General features: G+C 37.7%; 22 protein-coding genes and 2 pseudogenes. 11 read left to right on the top strand and 13 right to left on the bottom strand.

Annotated features, from left to right (window positions below):
* Nucleotides 1-428: 428 nt before the first annotated feature.
* Complete coding sequence (gene ahpC / locus NI465_RS05130; RefSeq protein ID WP_004278916.1) at nt 429-992, top strand: alkyl hydroperoxide reductase subunit C; 564 nt, start codon at nt 429-431, stop codon at nt 990-992.
* Between the two features lie 292 nt (nt 993-1,284).
* Nucleotides 1,285-1,491, top strand: a complete 207-nt coding sequence (locus NI465_RS05125) for a KTSC domain-containing protein (protein WP_004645498.1) — start codon at nt 1,285-1,287, stop codon at nt 1,489-1,491.
* An 11-nt stretch (nt 1,492-1,502) separates the two neighbouring features.
* Here NI465_RS05125 and NI465_RS05120 read toward each other — a convergent pair whose 3' ends face one another.
* On the bottom strand, nt 1,503-2,093 hold the full coding sequence (locus NI465_RS05120; RefSeq protein WP_071851972.1) for an O-methyltransferase: 591 nt from the start codon (nt 2,091-2,093) through the stop codon (nt 1,503-1,505).
* Between the two features lie 24 nt (nt 2,094-2,117).
* Nucleotides 2,118-2,336 carry a DUF1653 domain-containing protein gene (locus tag NI465_RS05115; protein WP_034438283.1) on the bottom strand — a complete coding sequence of 73 codons (219 nt, stop codon included), beginning with the start codon at nt 2,334-2,336 and terminating at the stop codon, nt 2,118-2,120.
* Nucleotides 2,337-2,569: 233 nt separating this feature from the next.
* Here NI465_RS05115 and ahpF point away from each other — a divergent pair, with 233 nt between their 5' ends.
* The 3 genes from ahpF (at nt 2,570) to NI465_RS05100 (ending at nt 5,018) form a co-directional block, all read left to right on the top strand.
* Nucleotides 2,570-4,135: an alkyl hydroperoxide reductase subunit F gene (gene ahpF, locus NI465_RS05110; RefSeq protein ID WP_253144510.1), complete on the top strand. Its 1,566-nt coding sequence runs from the start codon at nt 2,570-2,572 to the stop codon at nt 4,133-4,135.
* Nucleotides 4,136-4,421: 286 nt separating this feature from the next.
* Nucleotides 4,422-4,667, top strand: coding sequence for a hypothetical protein (locus NI465_RS05105; protein WP_004278921.1), 246 nt, complete (start codon nt 4,422-4,424; stop codon nt 4,665-4,667).
* A gap of 144 nt (nt 4,668-4,811) precedes the next feature.
* A complete protein-coding gene (locus NI465_RS05100) occupies nt 4,812-5,018 on the top strand; it encodes a hypothetical protein (protein ID WP_005106537.1) in 207 nt (68 codons plus the stop codon).
* On the opposite strand, the gene NI465_RS05095 is transcribed toward NI465_RS05100, so the two are convergent.
* Nucleotides 5,002-5,640: a LysE family transporter gene (locus tag NI465_RS05095; RefSeq protein WP_253144508.1), complete on the bottom strand. Its 639-nt coding sequence runs from the start codon at nt 5,638-5,640 to the stop codon at nt 5,002-5,004. The two genes, NI465_RS05100 and NI465_RS05095, sit on opposite strands and share 17 nt — an antisense overlap.
* 117 nt (nt 5,641-5,757) lie before the next feature.
* Complete coding sequence (locus NI465_RS05090) at nt 5,758-6,324, bottom strand: FxsA family protein (protein ID WP_005247360.1); 567 nt, start codon at nt 6,322-6,324, stop codon at nt 5,758-5,760.
* A gap of 125 nt (nt 6,325-6,449) precedes the next feature.
* On the opposite strand from NI465_RS05090, the gene ruvC reads away from it, so the two are divergent.
* Nucleotides 6,450-6,995 (top strand): crossover junction endodeoxyribonuclease RuvC, encoded by a 546-nt coding sequence (gene ruvC, locus NI465_RS05085; RefSeq protein ID WP_004278925.1) that lies wholly within the window; start codon nt 6,450-6,452, stop codon nt 6,993-6,995.
* 3 nt (nt 6,996-6,998) lie between these two features.
* Here the strand turns inward: ruvC and NI465_RS05080 are convergent, their stop codons facing one another.
* On the bottom strand, nt 6,999-7,271 hold the full coding sequence (locus NI465_RS05080) for an acylphosphatase (RefSeq protein WP_180086933.1): 273 nt from the start codon (nt 7,269-7,271) through the stop codon (nt 6,999-7,001).
* A gap of 10 nt (nt 7,272-7,281) precedes the next feature.
* Nucleotides 7,282-8,739 carry an NAD(P)H-hydrate dehydratase gene (locus NI465_RS05075; protein WP_180086934.1) on the bottom strand — a complete coding sequence of 486 codons (1,458 nt, stop codon included), beginning with the start codon at nt 8,737-8,739 and terminating at the stop codon, nt 7,282-7,284.
* Nucleotides 8,740-8,762: 23 nt separating this feature from the next.
* Here NI465_RS05075 and queG point away from each other — a divergent pair, with 23 nt between their 5' ends.
* From queG to bioB, 3 genes are all read left to right on the top strand, one after another.
* On the top strand, nt 8,763-9,857 hold the full coding sequence (queG, locus tag NI465_RS05070) for a tRNA epoxyqueuosine(34) reductase QueG (protein ID WP_216986176.1): 1,095 nt from the start codon (nt 8,763-8,765) through the stop codon (nt 9,855-9,857).
* A gap of 104 nt (nt 9,858-9,961) precedes the next feature.
* Nucleotides 9,962-10,165, top strand: coding sequence for a hypothetical protein (locus NI465_RS05065; protein WP_004278929.1), 204 nt, complete (start codon nt 9,962-9,964; stop codon nt 10,163-10,165).
* Nucleotides 10,166-10,299: 134 nt separating this feature from the next.
* A complete protein-coding gene (gene bioB, locus NI465_RS05060; RefSeq protein ID WP_004278930.1) occupies nt 10,300-11,301 on the top strand; it encodes a biotin synthase BioB in 1,002 nt (333 codons plus the stop codon).
* 7 nt (nt 11,302-11,308) lie between these two features.
* On the opposite strand, the gene NI465_RS05055 is transcribed toward bioB, so the two are convergent.
* A complete protein-coding gene (locus tag NI465_RS05055; RefSeq protein WP_034438286.1) occupies nt 11,309-11,545 on the bottom strand; it encodes a hypothetical protein in 237 nt (78 codons plus the stop codon).
* An 877-nt stretch (nt 11,546-12,422) separates the two neighbouring features.
* On the opposite strand from NI465_RS05055, the gene NI465_RS05050 reads away from it, so the two are divergent.
* Complete coding sequence (locus tag NI465_RS05050) at nt 12,423-13,670, top strand: tyrosine-type recombinase/integrase (protein ID WP_010115566.1); 1,248 nt, start codon at nt 12,423-12,425, stop codon at nt 13,668-13,670.
* A 76-nt stretch (nt 13,671-13,746) separates the two neighbouring features.
* On the opposite strand, the pseudogene NI465_RS16825 reads toward NI465_RS05050, so the two are convergent.
* Nucleotides 13,747-13,965 (bottom strand): annotated as a pseudogene (locus NI465_RS16825) (IS4 family transposase); the annotation flags it as partial.
* On the opposite strand from NI465_RS16825, the pseudogene NI465_RS05045 reads away from it, so the two are divergent.
* Nucleotides 13,962-14,072 (top strand): annotated as a pseudogene (locus NI465_RS05045) (integrase core domain-containing protein); the annotation flags it as partial. The pseudogenes NI465_RS16825 and NI465_RS05045 overlap by 4 nt on opposite strands.
* A 244-nt stretch (nt 14,073-14,316) precedes the next feature.
* Here the strand turns inward: NI465_RS05045 and NI465_RS05040 are convergent.
* From NI465_RS05040 to NI465_RS05020, 5 genes are all read right to left on the bottom strand, one after another.
* Entirely contained in the window at nt 14,317-15,468 is a 1,152-nt protein-coding gene (locus NI465_RS05040; RefSeq protein WP_253144506.1) for a phosphoribosyltransferase family protein, read from the bottom strand.
* A 3-nt stretch (nt 15,469-15,471) separates the two neighbouring features.
* Nucleotides 15,472-16,281, bottom strand: coding sequence for a histidinol-phosphatase (locus NI465_RS05035; protein ID WP_157998081.1), 810 nt, complete (start codon nt 16,279-16,281; stop codon nt 15,472-15,474).
* A 7-nt stretch (nt 16,282-16,288) separates the two neighbouring features.
* Nucleotides 16,289-17,317, bottom strand: coding sequence for a 4Fe-4S cluster-binding domain-containing protein (locus tag NI465_RS05030; protein WP_253144504.1), 1,029 nt, complete (start codon nt 17,315-17,317; stop codon nt 16,289-16,291).
* Between the two features lie 506 nt (nt 17,318-17,823).
* Nucleotides 17,824-18,492 carry a hypothetical protein gene (locus NI465_RS05025; RefSeq protein ID WP_010111364.1) on the bottom strand — a complete coding sequence of 223 codons (669 nt, stop codon included), beginning with the start codon at nt 18,490-18,492 and terminating at the stop codon, nt 17,824-17,826.
* Entirely contained in the window at nt 18,492-21,473 is a 2,982-nt protein-coding gene (locus tag NI465_RS05020; RefSeq protein ID WP_253144502.1) for an ATP-binding protein, read from the bottom strand. The genes NI465_RS05025 and NI465_RS05020 overlap by 1 nt, the downstream gene beginning before the upstream one ends.
* Between the last annotated feature and the right edge of the window lie 5 nt (nt 21,474-21,478).

Below are 21,478 nucleotides of genomic sequence, written 5' to 3'. Positions count from 1 at the left end.
GATAGTCGTAGTTCTGTTAAGTGCCGGACAAATTGGCTTTGGCTGCCTGATTTCTCTCAATTCCGCACTATAAACCTGTCAAAATATCTAAATGACACGCATGAGTTTCCCTGATTAGATTTAATCATAAGTCCAAGTTTGGAATTGATATTTAAATTATTTTGTGGAAATTATGCTTTTTTCCGAATTGACCCTTGAATTTTTTGGTTTCAACATCATGTTTGCTAGCACGAGGAAAAAGAGATAATTTTGTCATCAGGCCATCATCTTGATGCTGCTCAATGAACAAAGCGATTTTGCCAAAGTGGCGCGTTTTTACTTAATTCGGTTTTTCCGATGTTTGTAATGTAAAAATACCATTTTAGCATCAACCAAAATTTCGATACTCTTATTCAAAATCAAAGACTACCTCAATCATGGAGACAATGATGAGCTTAATTAATACTGAAGTTAAACCATTTAAAGCAACTGCATTCCAAAACGGCAAATTCATTGAAGTTACTGAAGCTGACCTGAAAGGCAAATGGTCTGTTGTATTCTTCTACCCAGCTGACTTCACTTTCGTTTGCCCGACTGAACTTGGTGACCTTGCTGACAACTACGCTGAATTCCAAAAACTAGGCGTTGAAATCTACTCAGTTTCTACTGACACGCATTTCACTCACAAAGCTTGGCACGATTCTTCAGAAGAAATCAAAAAAATCCAGTATGTAATGGTTGGTGATGCAAACTGGACTCTTGCTAAAAACTTTGACGTATTAATCGAAGCTGACGGCCTTGCTGATCGTGGTACTTTCGTGATCGATCCAGAAGGTAAAATCCAAATCGTTGAAATCAACGCTGGTGGTATCGGCCGTGACGCTCAAGAACTTCTTCGTAAAGTTAAAGCAGCTCAGTATGTACACGCTCACCCAGGCGAAGTTTGCCCAGCTAAATGGAAAGAAGGCGATGCAACTCTTGCTCCTTCAATCGACCTAGTGGGTAAAATCTAATTTTAATTAGATTGAACTGATTCAAAAAAACCACGCTTTTTAGCGTGGTTTTTTATGGTTTGAACTTTTATGTCAGTGCAATACGGGAGTTTATTTTTTTAAATTATTTTATTAGGACTTTAAATATTGCAGTCCTATTTCTTTCTTGATCCATCATATAAAAATTCAGGCATATCTTTTGCTTCGCTTTCTCATAATCCTTACCGATTCTTACAATTGAGCTATACATCTGCAGAGCCATATGGCATAAGTTCAAATGATAAGATAAGAAATATTCAGTGGAGGAACGCATATGCAAAAACTGCTTACCGTGATTTCTTGGAAATACAATCCCTCAAGCCGCCACCTGAAAATTGTATACAGTAATGGTCATGCCGAGCTGTATCATCCCGTACCTGAATTTATTTATGACAACCTGTTAAGACGCCAAGACAAAGCCGCATTCGTAGAAAAGTATCTCGAATATAATTTACATTTTAATAAAATTTGCATGGATTGAAGTGAATCCATTTAACGAAATCCCACCATCAGCAAACCTGCGCCTATGGGTACACTACTCATGATAAAACGTGGGTCTTGCTGAATTAAGGCAATAAACTCTTCGACTTCTGCTGCATGTGAAATGACATTATCAACTACCAGTAACCCGCCCTTTGCTTTAAGTAATCGACTCAAATGTGGCCAGTAACTGACATAATCATCGCGTTCAGCATCTAACAGGATAAAATCAAATATTTCCTGTTCTGCCTCCAGATAAACTTGAGCATCAATCACTTTAAAATTGATTAAGTCTGCAAGATCTATTTCTGTCGCATATTGCTTTGCCTGAGTAACCCGTTCTGCATCAACTTCAAGTGTTGTAATCATGGCTTGAGTCTGCCGAGCCGCTTCTGCCAGCCATAAGGTGGAATAACCAGTAGAGGTGCCAATTTCCAGAATATTTTTGGATTGTTGTGCACGAATCAGCATAGACAAAAATTGACCGGATTCTGGCTCTATATTCCGGTATCGGTGCAGGCGATCTGCCTGCTTAAGATCATGCCTATGAAATTTTTCATATAATTCTTGCATGAATATTTCAAATTCATCTGAGTTTTGCATCACTCTTCCCTGAGTCTGTTGGGCTTAAAGTGCCTGAATCAATTTAAAACGCTCCACTTCACGATCATCGTTGGTGGTAATGGTTTCAGTGAACATCGTTAAAGGACGTACCCAAATTGAATAATCCCCATAAAGACATTGATAAACTACCAGCTTTTCTTCAGTTTCACTGTGCGTGGCGACATGGAACACCTGATAAAGCTGTCCCTTATAATGTTGATAAATACCGCGTCGTAATTCCATCATTCAAGTCTCAAATATCTTGTTTTAATCTTAGCTGAAAATCCTTATTCTTGCTCTAAACTACTTGAAAATTAATCTTTCACCGCCATATAGAATTTTGAAATTAATGATGAATTTTTCAATAAATCTGTAAATCCGATCAATAAAATAAAAACAAACTGTTTTACCTATTTATGCAATTCATTTAATATCCTGTTATCAAATAAACATTTACTCCTTTGGAGACGTTAGCAATGTTAGACCAAAATACTTCAGCTCAACTTAAAACCCTATTAGAACGCCTGGAAGGTCCGATTGAACTGGTGGCGACTTTAGACGGCTCTGACAAGTCAGCCAAAATCCAGGAACTGGTGTCCGAGGTTGCTGCTCTGTCTAACCTGGTGACTGCACGCTTTGACGGGAACAATGCACGTGCGCCAAGCTTTGGTATTGCTAAAGCTGGTGAAGAACCACGTGTATTCTTTGCAGGCTTGCCAATGGGCCATGAGTTTACCTCGCTGATTCTGGCCTTGCTGCAAACCTCAGGTTATGCACCGAAAGTCTCAGATGAAGTTCTGGCGAATATTAAGAGCCTGGGTGTTCAATCTAATTTCGATGTATTTGTGTCTTTAAGCTGTCATAACTGTCCGGATGTGGTTCAGGCACTCAACCTGATTGCCATCTATAACCCGGGTACTACTGCCACCATGATTGATGGGGCTTTCTTCCAGGACGAAGTAGAAGAACGCAAAATCATGGCGGTTCCGATGGTGTTCCAGGATAACCAGCATATCGGTCAGGGTCGTATGACACTGGAAGAAATCATTGCCAAGCTGGATAGCAATGCCGCTGCCAAAGATGCTGAAAAGCTGAATGCCAAAGACGCCTTTGATGTCCTGGTGATCGGTGGTGGACCTGCAGGCAATACTTCTGCGATCTATGCAGCACGTAAAGGCATTAAAACCGGGATCGTGGCTGAACGCATGGGCGGTCAGGTCATGGATACCATGGACATTGAAAACTTTACGTCTGTACAGAAGACCCAAGGTCCTAAATTTGCAGCCGAGATGGAAGCCCACGTGCGTGAATATGGTGTCGACATCATGAATCTGCAACGTGTCTCTAACATCAAAGGTGCAGATGAAACGGCCAATGGTTTAGTTGAAGTGACCTTGGAAAACGGTGCCAAACTGGAATCTAAAACCGTGATTCTGTCGACCGGCGCACGCTGGAGAGAGATGAACGTTCCAGGTGAGCAGGAATACAAAACTCGTGGTGTGGCCTACTGTCCGCACTGTGATGGCCCACTGTTTAAGGGTAAACATGTCGCCGTGATTGGCGGTGGTAACTCGGGGGTGGAAGCTGCGATCGACCTGGCAGGGATTGTAGAGCATGTAACTTTGGTGGAATTTGATACCAAATTGCGTGCGGATCAGGTGCTGCAAGACAAACTGAACAGCTTGCCGAACACCACCGTTATCAAGAATGCCTTGTCGACTGAAGTGCTGGGTGACGGTTCACAGGTGACGGGTCTGAAATACAAAGACCGTGCTACGGATGAAGAGCATACAGTTGAACTTGCAGGGATCTTCGTGCAGATCGGTTTGTTGCCAAATACGGACTTCCTGAAAGAAACCCCAGTTGAGCTGACCAACCGTGGTGAGATCGTGATTAACGATCGCAACGAAACCAATGTCAAAGGTGTGTTTGCGGCAGGTGACTGTACCACCGTGCCGTACAAGCAGATCATCATTGCCACCGGTGAAGGTGCCAAGGCATCACTGTCTGCTTTTGATTACATCATCCGTTCTGGGCAGTAAGTTTTAGACTAGCTCAAATAAAGCCCGCTTGATGCGGGCTTTATTATGTATATTTTCAAGAGAATTAACTCTTAATTCATTGATTATTATTTGATTAATGAAAATATTTCTTACATTTTAAGAAAATCCTACTGCTTGTGTAATGAATTTTTATACTCTATTGTCTCTATGTAATTATCAGCAATTGCTTATTGCAAGCTGATGCTGCTCTACCTATGATAAAAAACCAATTGAATCATCTTTCATGATCGAAGAATAAAAAGGATAACATCCTGGGAGAAGAACAATGCAGTATCAATATCATTGTGCTTGCTGCGAAAAAGTAGTCGACTCTACAGAAAAATCATGCTCAAACTGTGGCTCACATCATATTCGCAGCCCTTTTGGTTTCTGGATTTTTTGTCTTGTGGCCTGCCTCGTTACAGCAATCGTATTTAAAGTCGTGCATTTGTATGTGCAATCACAACAAGAAGTTCCTATACAACACTCTATACTGGATGTTTTAAAAGAAGAAGATAAAAGACTTCGCTAATTTCATGCATCTCACAGCAAAGACCTGTTAGTTCAAACAAGTCTTTTTATTACTCTTAAATAATTCAAATAGAGATGCGGAAAATAACCTCATCAAATCCAGCTTTGATTTACAATAGCTGTGGATTTGAATGAGAGATGTGCCATGGTTCAGTTAATTAAAAAAGGTGGATTGCGTGAGCGCGCTAACCGTAGTCGCAGTTATCAAGGCTCTGAAAATACTGAAACCACCTTAAAGCCTAATCGTTATCAAACGGCGGTTAAAACACCAGACAATTTAGCCTCTCCTTCCCCGACCTCACCAATATCTCCAGCATTAAATGAAGATACCCTCCTTAATTCATCAGAATAAGTGCTTCATACCATAACCACAATGCAAATAGCAGAAATAGTCCGCCTGACATCATATCAATATAACTCCCCGAACGCTGGTACAAGATTTTAATTTTTGGTTGGGAAATCAACAGCATCAATAAAGTGAAGGTGATAAAAGTCTGCAAGGGAATAATTACCGCTAACTGTGCTTTCAAATAATCGGAAGCAGACGAACTTAAGGCCAGTGAAAATACGCTACTAAAATAGATCAGTGTTTTGGGACTAGAAAGATTGGTCCATAAGCCCAACATAAAATAGTTTTTAGCTTGCACCTGTCCATTTGTATCGTCGTCGGTCTGATGTCCATTTTTAAAGCTATGCACACCACCCTTTAACATGGCCCATCCCATTTTAGCCAAGAATATGCCACCCAAAAGCATTAAGGCGTGCTGGATCCATGGAAACTGGTCAATTAACACAGTAAAACCCGCAAGTGTCAGTACTACCCAAACCACAATACCGGCAGAGATCCCTGCAATAATTTTCAAGGCATTCTGGCGTGTGGTAGATGCGGCACTTTTGGCAATGAGCAAAATATCGGGACCGGGACTGAGTTGAGCAACAAAATGCAGGAGACAGATCGTAAAAAGCAGAGACATTAAAATAAGGTAAATTTATAAAAATATATTATAACGTTTGTTCAAAGAGATTAGAAAGCTCCAATAAAAAACCGAATCATCAGATTCGGCTTAAATAGAATTTTTTAAATAAAACATTTATTTTGGATTGATATCTTTCATTTCAATTTTTTTCGCCTCAGGTCTCACTTCACGTGCTTCACCATCAATAATGTTGGAATCACCGCGACCTGATTGCTGATTTTGCATATCCTGCATTTGACGCATCATCTCGGCAAATGGGTTCTGGCCTTGTGCACCACCCATATCGCCCATCATGCCACCCATCATTTTTTCCATCATGAGTTGCTGACGTTTCATCATCGCTTTCATTATAGCAGCCTTAAAAACCTGCTGAACCGCTGGAATGAGCATCAATACTGCCAATACGTCGGTAATCAATCCAGGAATAAGCAGAAAGAAACCTGCCAGAATTTTAGGTAAATTTCCTGTTAATGCAGGATCTGCACTCATCTGTCCCATCTGCATTTGCTGCATTTGTGGCATTACACCGGCCGAGTATTTACGGATCAGATTCATACCAATAAAAAATGCGGCCACAAACCAGAAAAATACGTACCACATGCTCCCGACGAGGTCACCCACGCCAATCCAGACAAATACTTCTAGGATTAAGCCTGCAAGGATAATAAGAAATAATTTCATGAAAATTAATCTAATCTCAGTAAAATAAATAATAGGATGCTGGAATCAACTGCTTCATCAGGATCAAGCTTTTTTGATACGCTTATGTAACAATATGGGCATTATTCTATTTTTAAAGTGCGGGCATGTCATTAATTATTGGGATTGACCCCGGTTCTCGTTTAACCGGTTACGGAATTATCGAAAAAGACGGCTCCAAACTGACTTTTGTTGATGCCGGCACCATCAGAACAGAAACGACAGAAATGCCTGAACGTTTAAAACGGATCTTTGCCGGCGTGGAGCGCATTGTAAAATTTTATGGTCCCACTGAAGCTGCAGTCGAACAAGTCTTTATGGCACAAAATCCGGATTCTGCCTTAAAACTTGGGCAAGCCCGTGGTGCTGCTGTTGCTGCACTGGTCAATCTGGATTTGAAAGTCGCTGAATATACCGCGCGCCAGATCAAACAGTCAGTGGTGGGTTATGGCGCTGCCGATAAAGAACAGGTGCAGATGATGGTGATGAATATTCTAAAACTCAGCATCAAACCCCAACAGGATGCTGCCGACGCCCTAGCTGCTGCCATTTGTCATGCTCATGCTTCAGGCAGTATGAGTAAAATGGCGGTATTGAATGCGCTGGGCGGTATGGCACGTGGCCGTAGTCGTGTCAGCAGCCGTCGTCGCTAAGGTTTAACGCAATATTTTAAAGTCTTGAACATTTAGATCGTATTTCAGATATTCCTGAATAATCGCTTGTACAGTTGCACGAGCAGGCCCTTGCCAACTTCGTGCAATCATTTCCTGAAGCTGAGAATCTGTTCCAACCATCACAGCCTCCACTTCACCCGTACTTAAGTTCTGCACATGTCCCTTCAGTCCAAGTCCTTGAGCCTGCTCGGCAAACCAGTAGCGGTATCCGACTCCTTGTACTTGGCCTGAAATATTCAGTTTGATGACTGGCACACTATTCTCCTTAGCGATTCACCACCTGATAAATCGCATGTTTCATATCCTGAGCCTGCAAACCACGTTGGCCATTTTTGGCCAGTTCATCACCTGCAAGAGCATGTAGCGTCACAATTTCATGCAAATGGATGGTTTGTGCAAATTGTGCCTTTAAACTGGCAATCATTCCGGCCAGCACATCCCCCATTCCGCCAGTTCCCATACCGGCATTCCCGGCATTGCAGATGTAAAGCCTTTCTTCCAGAATCAGGCATCCTGAACCTTTTAGCACCCACTGTCCCTGATATTTTTGTTGCAGGGCATGAATAGCTGCAATCCTATCCATTTCGACTTCCACAGTGCTACATGCCAGTAACGTGGCTGCTTCCCCAGGATGCGGAGTCGCATAGGTCTTGGAATTCAAAACTTGCGGCTGTTGGGCTAAAAACCACAGCGCATCTGCATCCAAAATAACCTCTAGATCAGATTGCTGAATCAGCTCAAACCAGATTTCGTATTGCGCTTTTGCCCCACGATCACGACCTAATCCCATACCAAAACACACTGCATCGACCTGCTGAATCAGTGCTTGGCGTTGTTCCTGAGTTAAAAGATTGATATCACGCAGCATGATATTCGGTGCACGTGACAAAATCGCGGTGTGGTGTTTTGCATCACAAACGATGGTGACTTTACCTGCTCCGGCAGCAAATGCTGCTTCTGCTGCCATAATCACAGCACCGCCCATATCGGCATGTCCACCAATCACCAAGACATGACCATAACTACCTTTATGACCAAAGGCTTGGCGTTTGGGTAATTGGATCTGATGTGATGCAAGCTGGGCAATCGGTTGAATTTCTGCGTCTGTTGGAATAGCAGAGATTAGTTCGATCTTGCCCGCATATTCTTTGCCTTGTCCGGTAAACAATCCTGCCTTGAGCCCTAAACCTGTGAAAGCATAGTCAGCTTTGATCGCAACAGGCAAAGGCTGGCCGGTATTGGCATCCAGTCCACTCGGAATATCGATTGATATTTTTAGTCCAGTTTTCTGATTGATCATTTGAATAATATTTTGCCAGTCAGAATCCAGCTGACGGTTCAGACCAATTCCGAATAAGGCATCGATATAGACCTCATATTCGGATTGGAAATCAAAATGCGAATAAGGCTGCAAACCAGCCTGCTGGGCTTCCTGCACAGCCGATGCCAAATCTTTGGAATTACCTAACTCAGCCGCATAAATATCAACATTGAATCCCGCCTGTTTGAGATATTTGGCCACCAGATAACCATCGCCGGCATTATTGCCCTGACCACAGCAGACCGCTATTTTTTTTATTTTTTGCTGGGAAAATAAAGTGATCAGTCGCTGACTAATCCCCCAGGCGACTTGTTGCATTAAACCGTAGGAACTATTTTGCTGTTGAAACCAGCGCTGCTCCCATGCTTGTAGATCGTGGCTATGGTAAACTTGTTGCTGCATTTCTTATTCCCTGTCTTTGGTTTATGACAACTCCCAATTCTCACGCGCAAATTCAAGTTTATCAACAAGATACAGCCGAGATAAAAGCCTGGATTAAAGCGCAGGCTTTAGAATTGGGTTTTTCTGATTGTGTCATTGCCAAACCAGATGCTCAAGCAGAATTAGCACGCTTACAGGAATATCTGGATCGTGGTTATCATGGTGACATGAAGTTTCTGGAAGAAAATCTGGAAAAACGTGCCAATCCTGCTTTACTGGTTCCCGGCACACGCAGCATTATCTGTGTGCGTATGGATTATCTGGTCGAGGCACCACAACCACGTTATATCCCTTATGCACCCAACTCTGCCATTATCGCGCGTTATGCCCGTGGCCGGGATTATCATAAGACTATGCGTGGTCGTCTGAAAACCCTGGCGACAAAAATCCGGGGAAAAATCGGAGATTTTGAATCACGTCCTTTTGCGGATTCTGCACCCATTTTTGAAAAATCGCTGGCTGAAAGTGCCGGCATGGGCTGGACAGGTAAACACACCCTGCTGATTCATAAAACATCAGGCTCATTCTTTGTACTGGGTGAACTGTTTACTTCACTGGAACTGCCCTTTGATGAACCCGCGACCAAACATTGTGGCTCCTGTACTGCCTGTATCGACATCTGTCCGACTCAAGCCATTGTCGAGCCTTATATGTTAGATGCTCGCCGCTGTATCGCCTATCTGACCATCGAATATAAAGGCATTATTCCAGAAGATTTGCGACGCGGAATTGGTAACCGGGTTTTTGGTTGTGACGATTGCCAGCTGATATGTCCATGGAACAGTTTCGCCCAAGTGACCTCGATAGAGGATTTTCATCCGCGGCATGGACTGGATCAAGTGAGTTTACTGGATTTATGGCAATGGGATGAAGCCACCTTTTTAAGTGCGACTGAAGGCAGTCCGATGCGTCGTACGGGTTATCAAAGCTTTATGCGCAATATCGCCATTGGTTTGGGCAATGCACCCTTTGATGGGCAGATTATTCCGGCCCTTCAGCAACAGCGTAATCAACATGATGAAATTGTGCAGGTACATATCGATTGGGCTATTCAAGAACAACTGGCAAAATCCAGTTGATTTTCCATCTTTACCTAGCGTCACAGTTTCACTTAAAAGCCTTACACACCCATGTTTCAGACTATGGCATAAATAAAAATAGTCAGAAATGAAGTGGAGGAAAGATGATGTCATCAAAAAATCCAAATCAAGAACTGCTGGAGCAGCTTCAGCATGACCAGCAGAAGCAACAACAGCAGCAGCCGCAACATGGCCCGATTAATTCCCCAAAAAACAATCAGCATGAACAGGATCAGCGCGTGTTTAACAAGCAGCACCGTAGTGATCTGCATGGCCAGGATATTCATGGAAATCACAGTAATAAATAATCTGGCAACTGAAAAACAAAGCTCACCCCGTGTGGGCTTTGTTATTTAATATAAGGTCATATTTTGCTAGTGAAGCAAAAGCTTATTTTTATTAAGATGAACTGAATGATAAATAAGCATAGACAGGGAAAGAGATGAACAGTAGTGATGCGGTACGTAATGATTGGTCACGTGAAGAAATACAAGCTCTATATCAACAGCCTTTAATGGATTTAGTGTTCCAAGCGCAACAGGTTCATCGTGAACATTTCACTGCGAATACCGTTCAGGTCAGTACCCTGCTCTCGATTAAAACAGGTAAATGCCCTGAAGACTGTAAATACTGCTCACAATCAGCGCATTATGATTCCAAACTGGAAGCTGAAAAACGCATTGCGGTCGATAAAGTGATTCAGGAAGCCAAACAGGCGCTAGCATCAGGAAGTTCACGTTTCTGTATGGGGGCTGCATGGCGCAACCCACATGAACGCGATATGCCTTATGTGCTGGAAATGGTGCGTGAAGTCAAAGCACTAGGTCTGGAAACCTGCATGACACTGGGGATGCTAAATGGATCGCAAGCTGAACGCTTGAAAGATGCGGGACTGGATTATTACAACCATAATCTGGATACTTCTCGTGAATACTATTCACATATCATCAGCACGCGTAGCTTTGATGATCGTCTGGATACTCTGGATCATGTACGTCAGGCTGGCATGAAAGTCTGTAGTGGCGGTATTGTGGGTCTGGGCGAAAGCCGTGATGACCGGATTGGTTTGTTATATGAACTTGCAACTCTGGCAATTCATCCTGAATCCGTGCCGATTAATATGTTGGTACCGATTGAAGGTACACCGATGGCAGATGTAGAAAAACTGGATGTGATTGAGTGGATTCGTACCATTGCAGTAGCACGGTTGCTGATGCCAAAAAGTTATATTCGCCTTTCTGCCGGCCGTGAATCCTTAAGCGATTCGGATCAAGCGCTAGCATTTATGGCCGGTGCCAATTCTATTTTCTCTGGTGAAAAACTGCTGACGACCCCTAATACATCCCAAGGCCGGGATCAGCAACTTTTTGCAAAATTAGGTTTAGTTGCAGAACAGCCAAAACCGAGTGTTCGCAGTCTGGCTACAGATGCAATGGCAAGTTAATCACTGTTTAAGTTGATGAACTCGCAGAAAAGTTATGTGCAGTAATTAAAATGCCATAACGGGCATTCAGATAATCTCCGACTCGGATTTGATCTACTCCATTGGCATGATGCACCATCAGCGCTTGCGTGACTGCATCATAGCTAAAGGAGTCATAACTATCTTGATGCAGGCTGAGCCAGTGCAGCGTATCTGCCAGGTTGCTGTCGACGATATAGGTATCTGCATGAAAATCTTTGCTCATATTCCTGTTTATCGTGTTGAAATTTCCCTTTAATTTTAACGGAAATTAGCCCATGACAAGCATAAAAAAAGTGAGCCATTGCTCACTTTTCTTGTAAAAACTTTAGTCCTTATTCGTACCGCACTTACGACACTCCCTGTGTTCCCCGATTTCTTGCATTTGCTCATATTCATAAATATGCAAACAAAACAATTTTTTTAAAAGCTGAAGCATCATTGAAACTCCTGTTTAATCATTTTTTTAATACGCTTCTTAAGATATTCCGTCCTGAAACATCATGATTTTTGACTAAAAAATCATCTCATATTAATTAGCATAATTTTTTCAGTTGTAAAATGCATTTCATCTACTTTTCACTTTTTTTGCAGATATTCTTTGAACTACATCACAATTATTTCATAAATATGAACTTTTTTTTTGATTAAAGAGGATGTTTATGGAATTTAGATAACAAAAGTAATATCTGAGGGAGATGCTTTTTTATTAAGCTGGTAACGAAGAATCTTTATTGAAAGGCAAACTAGAAAAGTTCATTATCAGTGGAGGCAACCCATTTTAAGTCCTTCGAGATAAGAACGACGATCAATTAAGTGAATTGCTTACTTCAGATTTCATAATATCCAAAAACAAAAAAACCACTTACGATTAGTACACGTAAGTGGTTGTTTTATATGGTGGGCCCAGACAGACTTGAACTGTCGACCAACGGATTATGAGTCCGTTAACATAAAAATTAAAAATCAAAAATCAAAAAGATATAACTAATAAATTAATAATATCATATACTTATTTAATTTACAAAGTTTACTATTCACTCTTTTTGTTGATTAATATATATTGATTTTGCTTACTACTTGCTTACCAGACGCTTACTAGAATGAAACTAACAAAACCCACAATTGATAAAATTGATTGCTCAGACCAAACTAAACCAACTTTCTTTTGGGATGAGAAAACACCTGGATTTGGTGTTAAAGTTACACCTAAAAATAATAAAAGCTACATTTTCCAAGGTCGTATTGGTCTTCAAAACCGTCGTATCAAAATTGGTGACGTTGATATATGGAAATTAGATGATGCTCGTAAGTATGCACAAGAATTAGCGATTATGTGTCACAAAGGGATTGACCCATTGATCGAGCGTAAGAAAGCTTTAGCTGATAATAAAGAACTGCTAAAACAAGAGAAACGCAAGACGATTAAATTTAAAGATGTATGGTTTGAATACTTAAAAGCAAGACAACCTAATTGGCGACCAAGAAGTTATCAGGACCACATCGAATTATCTAGAGGTGGTTACGATCCTGAAAATAATAGTGTTTATACTAGTCAACCTATTTTTCAACTGTTTGAGTATAAACTTTCTGAATTGACTGCAGGTGTATTTTGCGATTGGCTTGATCACAATGACTTCCGTCCAACAACATCAGCTAAAGCATACCGACTTACACGAGCTTTCCTAAATTGGTGTGAGGAACATGAGGATTATGAAAACTTAGTTCCTCTAAAATCATACAACTCTAAAAAAGTTAAAGATAAAGTCCCTTCTCCCAAAGCCAAAAATGATTGTTTGATGAAACAACATCTAAAACCATGGTTTGAAGAGGTAAATAAGTTAACCAGTAGAAAAATTGCGATTTTTTTAATATGTAGTTTAATCACTGGTTGCCGAAAAAATGAGCTACTTTCATTAAAATGGACAGATGTCGATTTTCGATGGAAAACAGCAAAAGTTAGAGATAAAATTGAAGATGAAGGTCGCCTAATTCCTCTGACGGCATATGTTGAAAGCCTATTTTTAGAACTAAGGAAAAATTCTGATTCTAAATTCATATTTAGCAGTAAGGGTGCTGAATGTGGTCATATTGTCAATCCTTACGATAGCTTAGAGAAAATATGTAAAAAACTAAATATTGAACTTACACCCCATGGATTGAGAAGGTCATATAAAACATTAGCTATATGGGCAAAAATCAATGAAGGATCTTTAGCACAGATATCAGGTCATAAACCAAGTGCATTAGTTGAAAGACACTATATCGTACGACCTATGGATATGCTACGAGAAACACTGCAAGAATATGAGGACTGGATTTTGCAACAAGTGCGAAATGGCATTAATTGAAATACCTCGACACAGACTAATGCCAGTCAGCTAAGTGTATTAGTTAAGAAATTGACTGGCATTCTCTTGGGTATTTCTACGGTTTTCCCTTCACAACCCTAGGGCAACTTCTCGCTCTTCTCTCAGGTAAAATGTATTTCTTGGCTTTTTCCAGTAAACTTTCTAAATGCTTGGGTAAATTACTTGCTGAATCCAATGAAGTGAGTCTTAAAATATTCAGAATACTAATGGATGCAATATGAAAGCTGATTCTCAGAGGAGTAACTTTTGCCTGTTGAGCCATATATTTAATTTGATACTTTGGATGAAGTACAAGATTATGCAACAAATTGGCTGTGCCATTACAATCATGAAAGACTACACCAAGCCAACAAAGGAAGGCCTCCTCTAATGGCTGCTTAACCTCTACTTTTAACTTCGGTTATTTATGGGAGGATTACCCCTAACTTAAATAAAAAAGTCTCCGACAAACCCGGTACGGTTCAATCGGATGCTTACTAGAAATCTAAGACTTGTTGACGTAAATCATTGCAGTATGATTTAGGTATATAACGAAAGTAATCAAATTTTTACAATTGCAGCAAACTTCGTAGATTAAACTCTAGAAATTTTATAAAACAACGTTGAACACCATTGAAATAATATATTATTGATTAATTATTAAAGGCATTCCTTCTTCATCCAATGTTTTTGTTGAAATTAAATATTTTTTTACCAACTCAATAGATGGTTTACAATTTTCTTCAAGATGAAAATCATTATTTAAAGATGAAATATAAATACTCAGCCAAACTGTATTTTTTACTTTTGGAAGAAAGCTAGGCAGTTGTATAAAATTTTTTCTATCAAAAATCAATCTTAAAGTTCTAAGAACTGGAGTAAAATATTTATAATTCAATAAATTCGCTACATCATCATTTAAATCCTCTGTTATAAATTTTTTATTCAAGTATTCCTCTAGACTAGGATCTATAAAGGCATCTAAAGGATTTAAAATAGCTAAGTATAAGGATTTAAATGATTTGGCACCATTCTGAATACACTCTAATTGCAATTTATCAGCAGTAGAACCTGTAATAAAAATATCATCTCCAAATATAATATTAACATTCCTACTAGCAAAAAAATTACTTGCTGGAATGATATGATCTCTATTTTTTGAGATGCTAATCCTTTCCATTTCACTTAATGAAGCATAATTTTCACAAGGTAAGGCCAGTCTGGGCAGTTTTACATTTATTATGGTTGGGTAATTTTTTAAAGCTAACCAAACATTGAGATTTTTAGAAAAAATTTCAAATAAAATATTGGCAGTTGATGGTGCACTTCTCCAACCAGTAGTTAACAACACAACTTTCTCATTATTTTTTTTTACATTTTCAAAAAACATATACCAGTGACTATTTTTATTTTGTAATTCAGCCACCATGTACTCATATAAAATATTTGAAAAAAATTCAATATCTTTATAGCTACCATATTTTGCTTGACTATACATTTTTGTAAATTTTATTAAATCTTGTCCAGATGCACCGAAAAATTCTCCATTATTCAAAAATAATGAATGAATATAGAAACTATCTGTCATTTTGAAGTATTTATTTATATCAATAATCCCAGAATCTAAAAATGAATACATAATAGATCTAAAATTTTTTATAGACATACTTTTTATTAGGTTTTTTGATATCCAATCAAATATTAAAGTTAGATTGTCTTTATTTTCATTTTTAAAAACATTCCAATCAATAACTTCTTCTTTTTCAATAAGACTTATAAAATCAATTTTACAAACCACAATCTAATCCCTTAATAAACTACTAATTTCTACATGTTTTTTGATTCTATTTTCAAAATAACAAATTTTTTCCAAACCAATTTTATGAGTTGTTAATAAAATATCTTCAATTCCTAAACCCACATCTTCTGGTGTATGTGCATCAGAACCAATTACGAAATCAATTTTATTTTCTACCCCATATTGAATATTGCTTAAACATGGGTAACTCCACTCTCCAAAATACTCCAAATTTGTTGTTGGATTATATTTACTTTTCCTCAATCCCGATGTATTTAATTCATATGCTAGTTTACTCTCCGTTAACAAATCCATTATCTCACAATGGTATTTTTGCAAAACATCACTATTAACCACTCTTAGTAAAATATCAGGATGCCCTATTGAATCAAACTGATTTGATTTTATTAGAGCTTTTACTTGATTAAAATATGAACAAAAAACCTGAGGGTTATTAATTTTATCTAAATCCCATACATTAATGTTTCTATTAACACCTGGTATGTAATGAATGGAACCAATAATATAATCAGGTTTAATAAAATCAATTATTTCTTGGTTGTAATCGAAACAATTTTCAAAATAATCACATTCAAGACCAAGCAATACTTTTATCTTATTAAAATACTTTTCTTTTAAAGATAAAATATTTTCTTTATAGTCACATATTTCATCTTTTCTTAATCTATTAGTTGAATCTAAAAAAAATGGCGCATGATCTGTAATTGTTAATATACTTATACCCTTATCAATAGCAGATATTATAACTTGCTCAATTGATCCACTAGCATGTTTAGAATATGCTGAATGCACGTGTGAATCAATCATTAGATGCAATCTCTTTTAAAATATCTGGATACATTTCCAACTCCTTCATTACCCAATAAGGATTGTTATTTCTTCGTATAATTTCATTTAAAATCAAGTTTTTTTCCATAGGTTTTATTAAATCCATAAATGGAATCCTATACAAATTATTAATTAATTTATTGTTTTTAACATGATCTTCCAAGTCACCCCAATCAATATCATCCAGGTTTAAATTACCTAGTTTTATATTTTCAATTCCATAGAAAAAAATGCTGCCATCAGGCTTAATGGTTACATCCATACCATTATTTTCAACATTTATACTACCTAAAGTAAATTTTTTATTTGTTTTAATTTCTATTTCCTTAATATACTCCTTTAAATCTAAAAAATTATTATTTTCTATATTTTCAGGTTTTACTAAGTTTTTATAATCAATTTTAAAAACGTAATTTTCATTAATTATAATTTCATCGGTTAAATTATTTACTTCTTTTATTTTTGCGTGGTATCCAAATTTCATAGCCTCAGTGACTAAAAAATTTCTTGTAAATTCTTTATCAGTATCGATTGATCTAAATGAAAAAGATAGAAGACTTTTAGGATTTTTAATAAACCAATCTATGCTTAATCCATGTGATCTATGTTTTATTTTTTCAAGATGATAAGAGTCAGAGCTTATCCTAATATTACATCTGCTTTTAGATTTCAATAAGATATTATTAGTATCAATAAAAAATTTATACATCAACTCTTTTGGTAAAAAACCGCTACTAATAAATTCAAACTCATTTTTTTTATGAGAAAAATCCAATATACTATGGAATGTTTCTATATTGTTTAGAGGTTCACCTTCCCCACTTATGGATATTTTTTTCACAGCATTATCATTTATTAATCCTTTTAAATTTTTTTTTGTTTTTTCTGTTAAAGTTAAATTTACTCCACCTTTATGTTTGTCAGAATACATGCAAAAAGAACAACCAATACCACATATTTGTGTAATATCTATATATAATAAGTGATCAGTCAATTTCATTTGTTATTTCTCAATTTAAATAAAAAAATCATATAAACCTTTATATATTTAATCTTAATTTTATTAATTAGCTAATTAAAACTCAAAAATAACCAGATCTAGTTTTCATTGAATTAAAATTGTACATCATTTTTTAAATAATTTATAAAATATTGATTTTATAATGCTATTTTTTGATCAAAAGATCAAAAAGCGACCCCGAGAATTGTCAGAAGATTATGTTGCATAGCTAAATCAATAAGGTTTAGTACATTTCTTTAAAAGTTTTTTAGCGCTTCATCAATATAGGCTGAAGACGCCATCAAGTTACGGCACTTCCAAATCGATCAATTATACGCTGAAGGATTGGCCAGTTTTAATCAGTTAATTTGGAGCATGACAATAATCTACCAATTTACCTGAGAAGTACTACTTCGCAAGAGATCAAAAATCAAATGCAGCCTTGGAACCTAATAGCTGGTGTATCCTGACTTAAATTTTTTGAATAGTCACCGATCTATTGAAATTCAAGAAATTAGTTTATCAACTATTTCTTTTCCCAATACACCACTTAGTCGCTCATCGATCAAATCATAAATACTACGTTGCAAATCAGAACTTAACTCTCCCTTCATAAAACCATTCAAATCAGGTTGTAATTTTGCATTTTCAAATATATCTAACATTGGTTTGAACTTTTCAGGTTGAATCCCAAGGTCAGTAGTAATGCTCCAAAATGTCTCAGGAATATCTATCTCATATTTTTCTTTAATAGTGGCAATAGTCATAGCACTACCAATACAGGCATACTTTAACTTGTCACTATCTGAAAGATTTTTCAAATTTATTCTGTCTTCATTACTCAGTGTTATCTTTTCTCGCAAATAGTCAATATATGCTTGGTTGTTATCAAACTGCTCCGAAGTAGTGCCCTCTTCTACTGCACGTTCAGTACGCATACCAAGTTCATACATATCCACTTCATTATGTTCAGTTGCAAACACTCCTAGCCCTTTACCCACTGTAAGTGCAGCATCACAAATCCTTGCAACCATTGGAAGCCCACCATTGATTGCATCAATCATAACGCGACCTGTAGATATAACAGTTCCACCAATTGCAGAACATGCTGTACCAACTGCACTTATTGCTCCAGATAACAAGGAGGCTCCTGCACTAATTAATCCACCTAACATTAATATTTTCTCCTTGTACTAGTATGAAAATTTTCTTTGCTAACTACTTTAGCATGATCCTTATCACATAAGAGTGGATAACAAGCTTGCAATTTGCTCCGCCACTGAACAATAGATTCACTTTGAGATGGTATATAAAGATGATGAAGTAGATGTTCAATCACCATTGATACAGAACCCAAACGATTCACAGCCATATTTAACATTAATATTAGATGTTGGTGATTTTTCTCATTTCTCTCCTCCATGTATTTTGTATAAGCACTCAATATTTTAATATCTGCACTAAACGATAATTGATCTTGCCATTGTTCAATACTTAGTGTTGATTGTTGAGCTGTTAGTGGTAGTACATGTCGATTGTTTAGTAATTGATAGAACCGCCAAGAACGGTAACGTAGTTTAGGCTCAATTACATCTAATGGAATATCTGCTTGTGTCGTTGAATTAGGCTCAATTTGAGTAAGCACAGCGCTTTTCCAACCTTGACTAAATATAACTGCCTGGCCTGTTTCTAATCTAGATAAATGCTGTTGTTGCAATGGTTCTAATGCCATAGTATTACCTATCGCAACTTTATCATCTTCAGCAAATAACTTATGAACAATCTTTGTATTGGTATTTTTTATTACTTCAGACGTAAGCTTATTAGGAATTTGATCCACAATGATTAGACCTTCACCATATTTACGTACTTCTGCGAGCATATCACTAAACATTTCAACAGCTTGTCTTCGATTACTACTCATTGAAGGATCTGCTTTCGTGAGAAGATGATGTGCTTCCTCTATAAGTGTTAAGTGTCGAAAATTTGGATTTTTACGATGTTCATTTTTTAATACCTGAATAACATTTGTCATAATAAAGGCTATTAGTAACGATTTTTCAGCCCCGTTGCGAATTTCTTCAAGCTCAATAACAACTGGTCGATGTATCAATTCACTAAAGTCAATAGAACGTAATGTGTTAAATATCTGCCCCTTGGCACCGACTAATAATCCTTGTAAACGTGCCTTAATAGAACCAATGTAATCCTGACGTAACCGTTCATCAAACCCCTGTTCCTTAACTACTTGCTCTGAAGCTTCAAGCAAATCTCGTAATATTGGGAATGGATAGCAACCTGGGGCGAAAGGATCAGGATATAAAGGATGTTTAGAAGTATTAATATCCCATCCCATTTTTTCATAGCATCGATAAACAGCAGCTTCTAATACCTGAGGAATCGCGGCCTCCATATCAAATGAGGCCAAAAAACTTGCCTTAATAATATCAACTCGACTTGAGATAGTCTCTCCTGGCATCATTTCTAATGGATTCAATCTTAATGGTGCAATATCATCACGTCCTGGTGTAAATACAAGCAAATCATCATATTCTTCAATTAACATGCGATATTCAGTTTTAGCAGGTTCAATAACCAAAAATTTTGACATGCTTTCTCGTAAGAGATGATGACAAGTTGTTGTTTTTCCACTACCTGTCACACCTGCAACAAATACATGCTTGTTTAAATCATCTCTATTCAGAGCTACTTTTTTATCTTTTAATATACGACCATATTGTACAAGACTACCTAATGGTAAACTCTCTACAACACTTACTTTTGGTGGATTTAATCCGAATGTCACTTGCTCTTTAAGTTCTATCCCAACTACCTCTTCCTGAGGTAAGCCTGCAATTAAACTTAGTTCCTTTGGTGTAACATATGCACCCATCAGAACTTTTCCTTTTAGATTAATACGTGACTTTAAACTATCGAATATATTTAATATTTGATCATTACTATGTCGAGAAATAACTGGAATCTGTAAATTTTTAACACTTCTAACCCATTCTGGTACTGCTGAAATATCTAGCATTTGTAATGGATATTGATTCCCCATATTTCCACTAAAAATTGAGCGTGTAACATCACCTAATCTTAGTAAGCTATGATGAGAATTTGTCAATAAACTTATATTACATATAAAACTGCCACGACTACGGCCATAATCTACTCTTGGTAGTAAGACCTCATCTAAGTAACTCAACCATTGTTGTGCTTGCCTATTGTGGCGTTCTTCAGATATATTTAGTGTTTCACCTTGATTCAGTGAAGCATTGTAGTTGCTTCCGCTACTTTTTGATTCATTTTCTCCTTTCGATTCACCTTCAGAGTTGGAATGTGAGCTACCTTCAGTTCCTGATTGTGAGCTATCTCTTCTATTTGCAGATTTTGTTGTGCTTTCATTCCCACCTTTTGTATAACTATTATTTGTAGAAAAACTTGTTCCCCGGCTTTCTCCTTTACTCTCACCCCAACTTACAGAACGACCATTCGTTTTCCCATGCTGAAGTGAAACTCGAGCAAGAGGAGCAAGCACTTCATAACCACGATATAACCATTGCTCTAACTCCATCAATTGTTCCATTGCAACACAAGAAGCTGTTATTGCAAGACAAAAATCACTCCCCGTCATCACATCCACTAACCGATCAATGCCCTGAAAAAAAGCATTTTCTCCTTGAGCTTGATCACCAACTGTTCCTTGTAAGACACCTACATGACGGTATCTCTGCAGTTTGTTAATTAGCTCTGTGCCATTATCTGTTAATTGCTGTATGTGACTTCCTTTAAAGTTTCCTTCAAAGTTAGGTTTTAAAATACTTTCTGAGATATCAGATATAGAAATAACAGGTTTAGAATACATATGGTTACGTGCAATTCCCAAATAAAGTGTTACACCATGTGTATCTCCTTTGAGTATATAAATTACACTAGCACCAGGATAACGAATACTACTATAAACATTTTCTAGTGCTTCTCGGCGAGGTGCATCAGAAATATGGCTTAAACTATTAATCTGAAAAAAATGGTAGTCAGCAGCCTGTAAAGCATCATTTGGGACTAACCGTTTGGCGATTTCAGCTAAACTCGTCGGGGCAGTTAGCGCTGTTAATAATTTATCAATGGGTTTTGTAATACTCATGTCATTCATGTAAA

Origin of the sequence: Acinetobacter lwoffii (assembly GCF_024129855.1) — a bacterium.
In the GTDB taxonomy this organism is placed as follows: domain Bacteria; phylum Pseudomonadota; class Gammaproteobacteria; order Pseudomonadales; family Moraxellaceae; genus Acinetobacter; species Acinetobacter lwoffii_L.
The sequence above is the reverse complement of the archived record's forward strand: the minus strand, read 5'-3'. Positions and strand labels throughout refer to the sequence as shown.

Coding starts and splice junctions, on each gene's coding strand:
- ahpC (WP_004278916.1), top strand. CDS start 429: ATGAGCTTAATTAATACTGAAGTTAAACCATTTAAAGCAACTGCATTC.
- NI465_RS05125 (WP_004645498.1), top strand. CDS start 1,285: ATGCAAAAACTGCTTACCGTGATTTCTTGGAAATACAATCCCTCAAGC.
- NI465_RS05120 (WP_071851972.1), bottom strand. CDS start 2,093: ATGCAAAACTCAGATGAATTTGAAATATTCATGCAAGAATTATATGAA.
- NI465_RS05115 (WP_034438283.1), bottom strand. CDS start 2,336: ATGGAATTACGACGCGGTATTTATCAACATTATAAGGGACAGCTTTAT.
- ahpF (WP_253144510.1), top strand. CDS start 2,570: ATGTTAGACCAAAATACTTCAGCTCAACTTAAAACCCTATTAGAACGC.
- NI465_RS05105 (WP_004278921.1), top strand. CDS start 4,422: ATGCAGTATCAATATCATTGTGCTTGCTGCGAAAAAGTAGTCGACTCT.
- NI465_RS05100 (WP_005106537.1), top strand. CDS start 4,812: ATGGTTCAGTTAATTAAAAAAGGTGGATTGCGTGAGCGCGCTAACCGT.
- NI465_RS05095 (WP_253144508.1), bottom strand. CDS start 5,640: ATGTCTCTGCTTTTTACGATCTGTCTCCTGCATTTTGTTGCTCAACTC.
- NI465_RS05090 (WP_005247360.1), bottom strand. CDS start 6,324: ATGAAATTATTTCTTATTATCCTTGCAGGCTTAATCCTAGAAGTATTT.
- ruvC (WP_004278925.1), top strand. CDS start 6,450: ATGTCATTAATTATTGGGATTGACCCCGGTTCTCGTTTAACCGGTTAC.
- NI465_RS05075 (WP_180086934.1), bottom strand. CDS start 8,739: ATGCAGCAACAAGTTTACCATAGCCACGATCTACAAGCATGGGAGCAG.
- queG (WP_216986176.1), top strand. CDS start 8,763: ATGACAACTCCCAATTCTCACGCGCAAATTCAAGTTTATCAACAAGAT.
- NI465_RS05065 (WP_004278929.1), top strand. CDS start 9,962: ATGATGTCATCAAAAAATCCAAATCAAGAACTGCTGGAGCAGCTTCAG.
- bioB (WP_004278930.1), top strand. CDS start 10,300: ATGAACAGTAGTGATGCGGTACGTAATGATTGGTCACGTGAAGAAATA.
- NI465_RS05055 (WP_034438286.1), bottom strand. CDS start 11,545: ATGAGCAAAGATTTTCATGCAGATACCTATATCGTCGACAGCAACCTG.
- NI465_RS05050 (WP_010115566.1), top strand. CDS start 12,423: ATGAAACTAACAAAACCCACAATTGATAAAATTGATTGCTCAGACCAA.
- NI465_RS05030 (WP_253144504.1), bottom strand. CDS start 17,317: ATGAAATTGACTGATCACTTATTATATATAGATATTACACAAATATGT.
- NI465_RS05025 (WP_010111364.1), bottom strand. CDS start 18,492: ATGTTAGGTGGATTAATTAGTGCAGGAGCCTCCTTGTTATCTGGAGCA.
- NI465_RS05020 (WP_253144502.1), bottom strand. CDS start 21,473: ATGAATGACATGAGTATTACAAAACCCATTGATAAATTATTAACAGCG.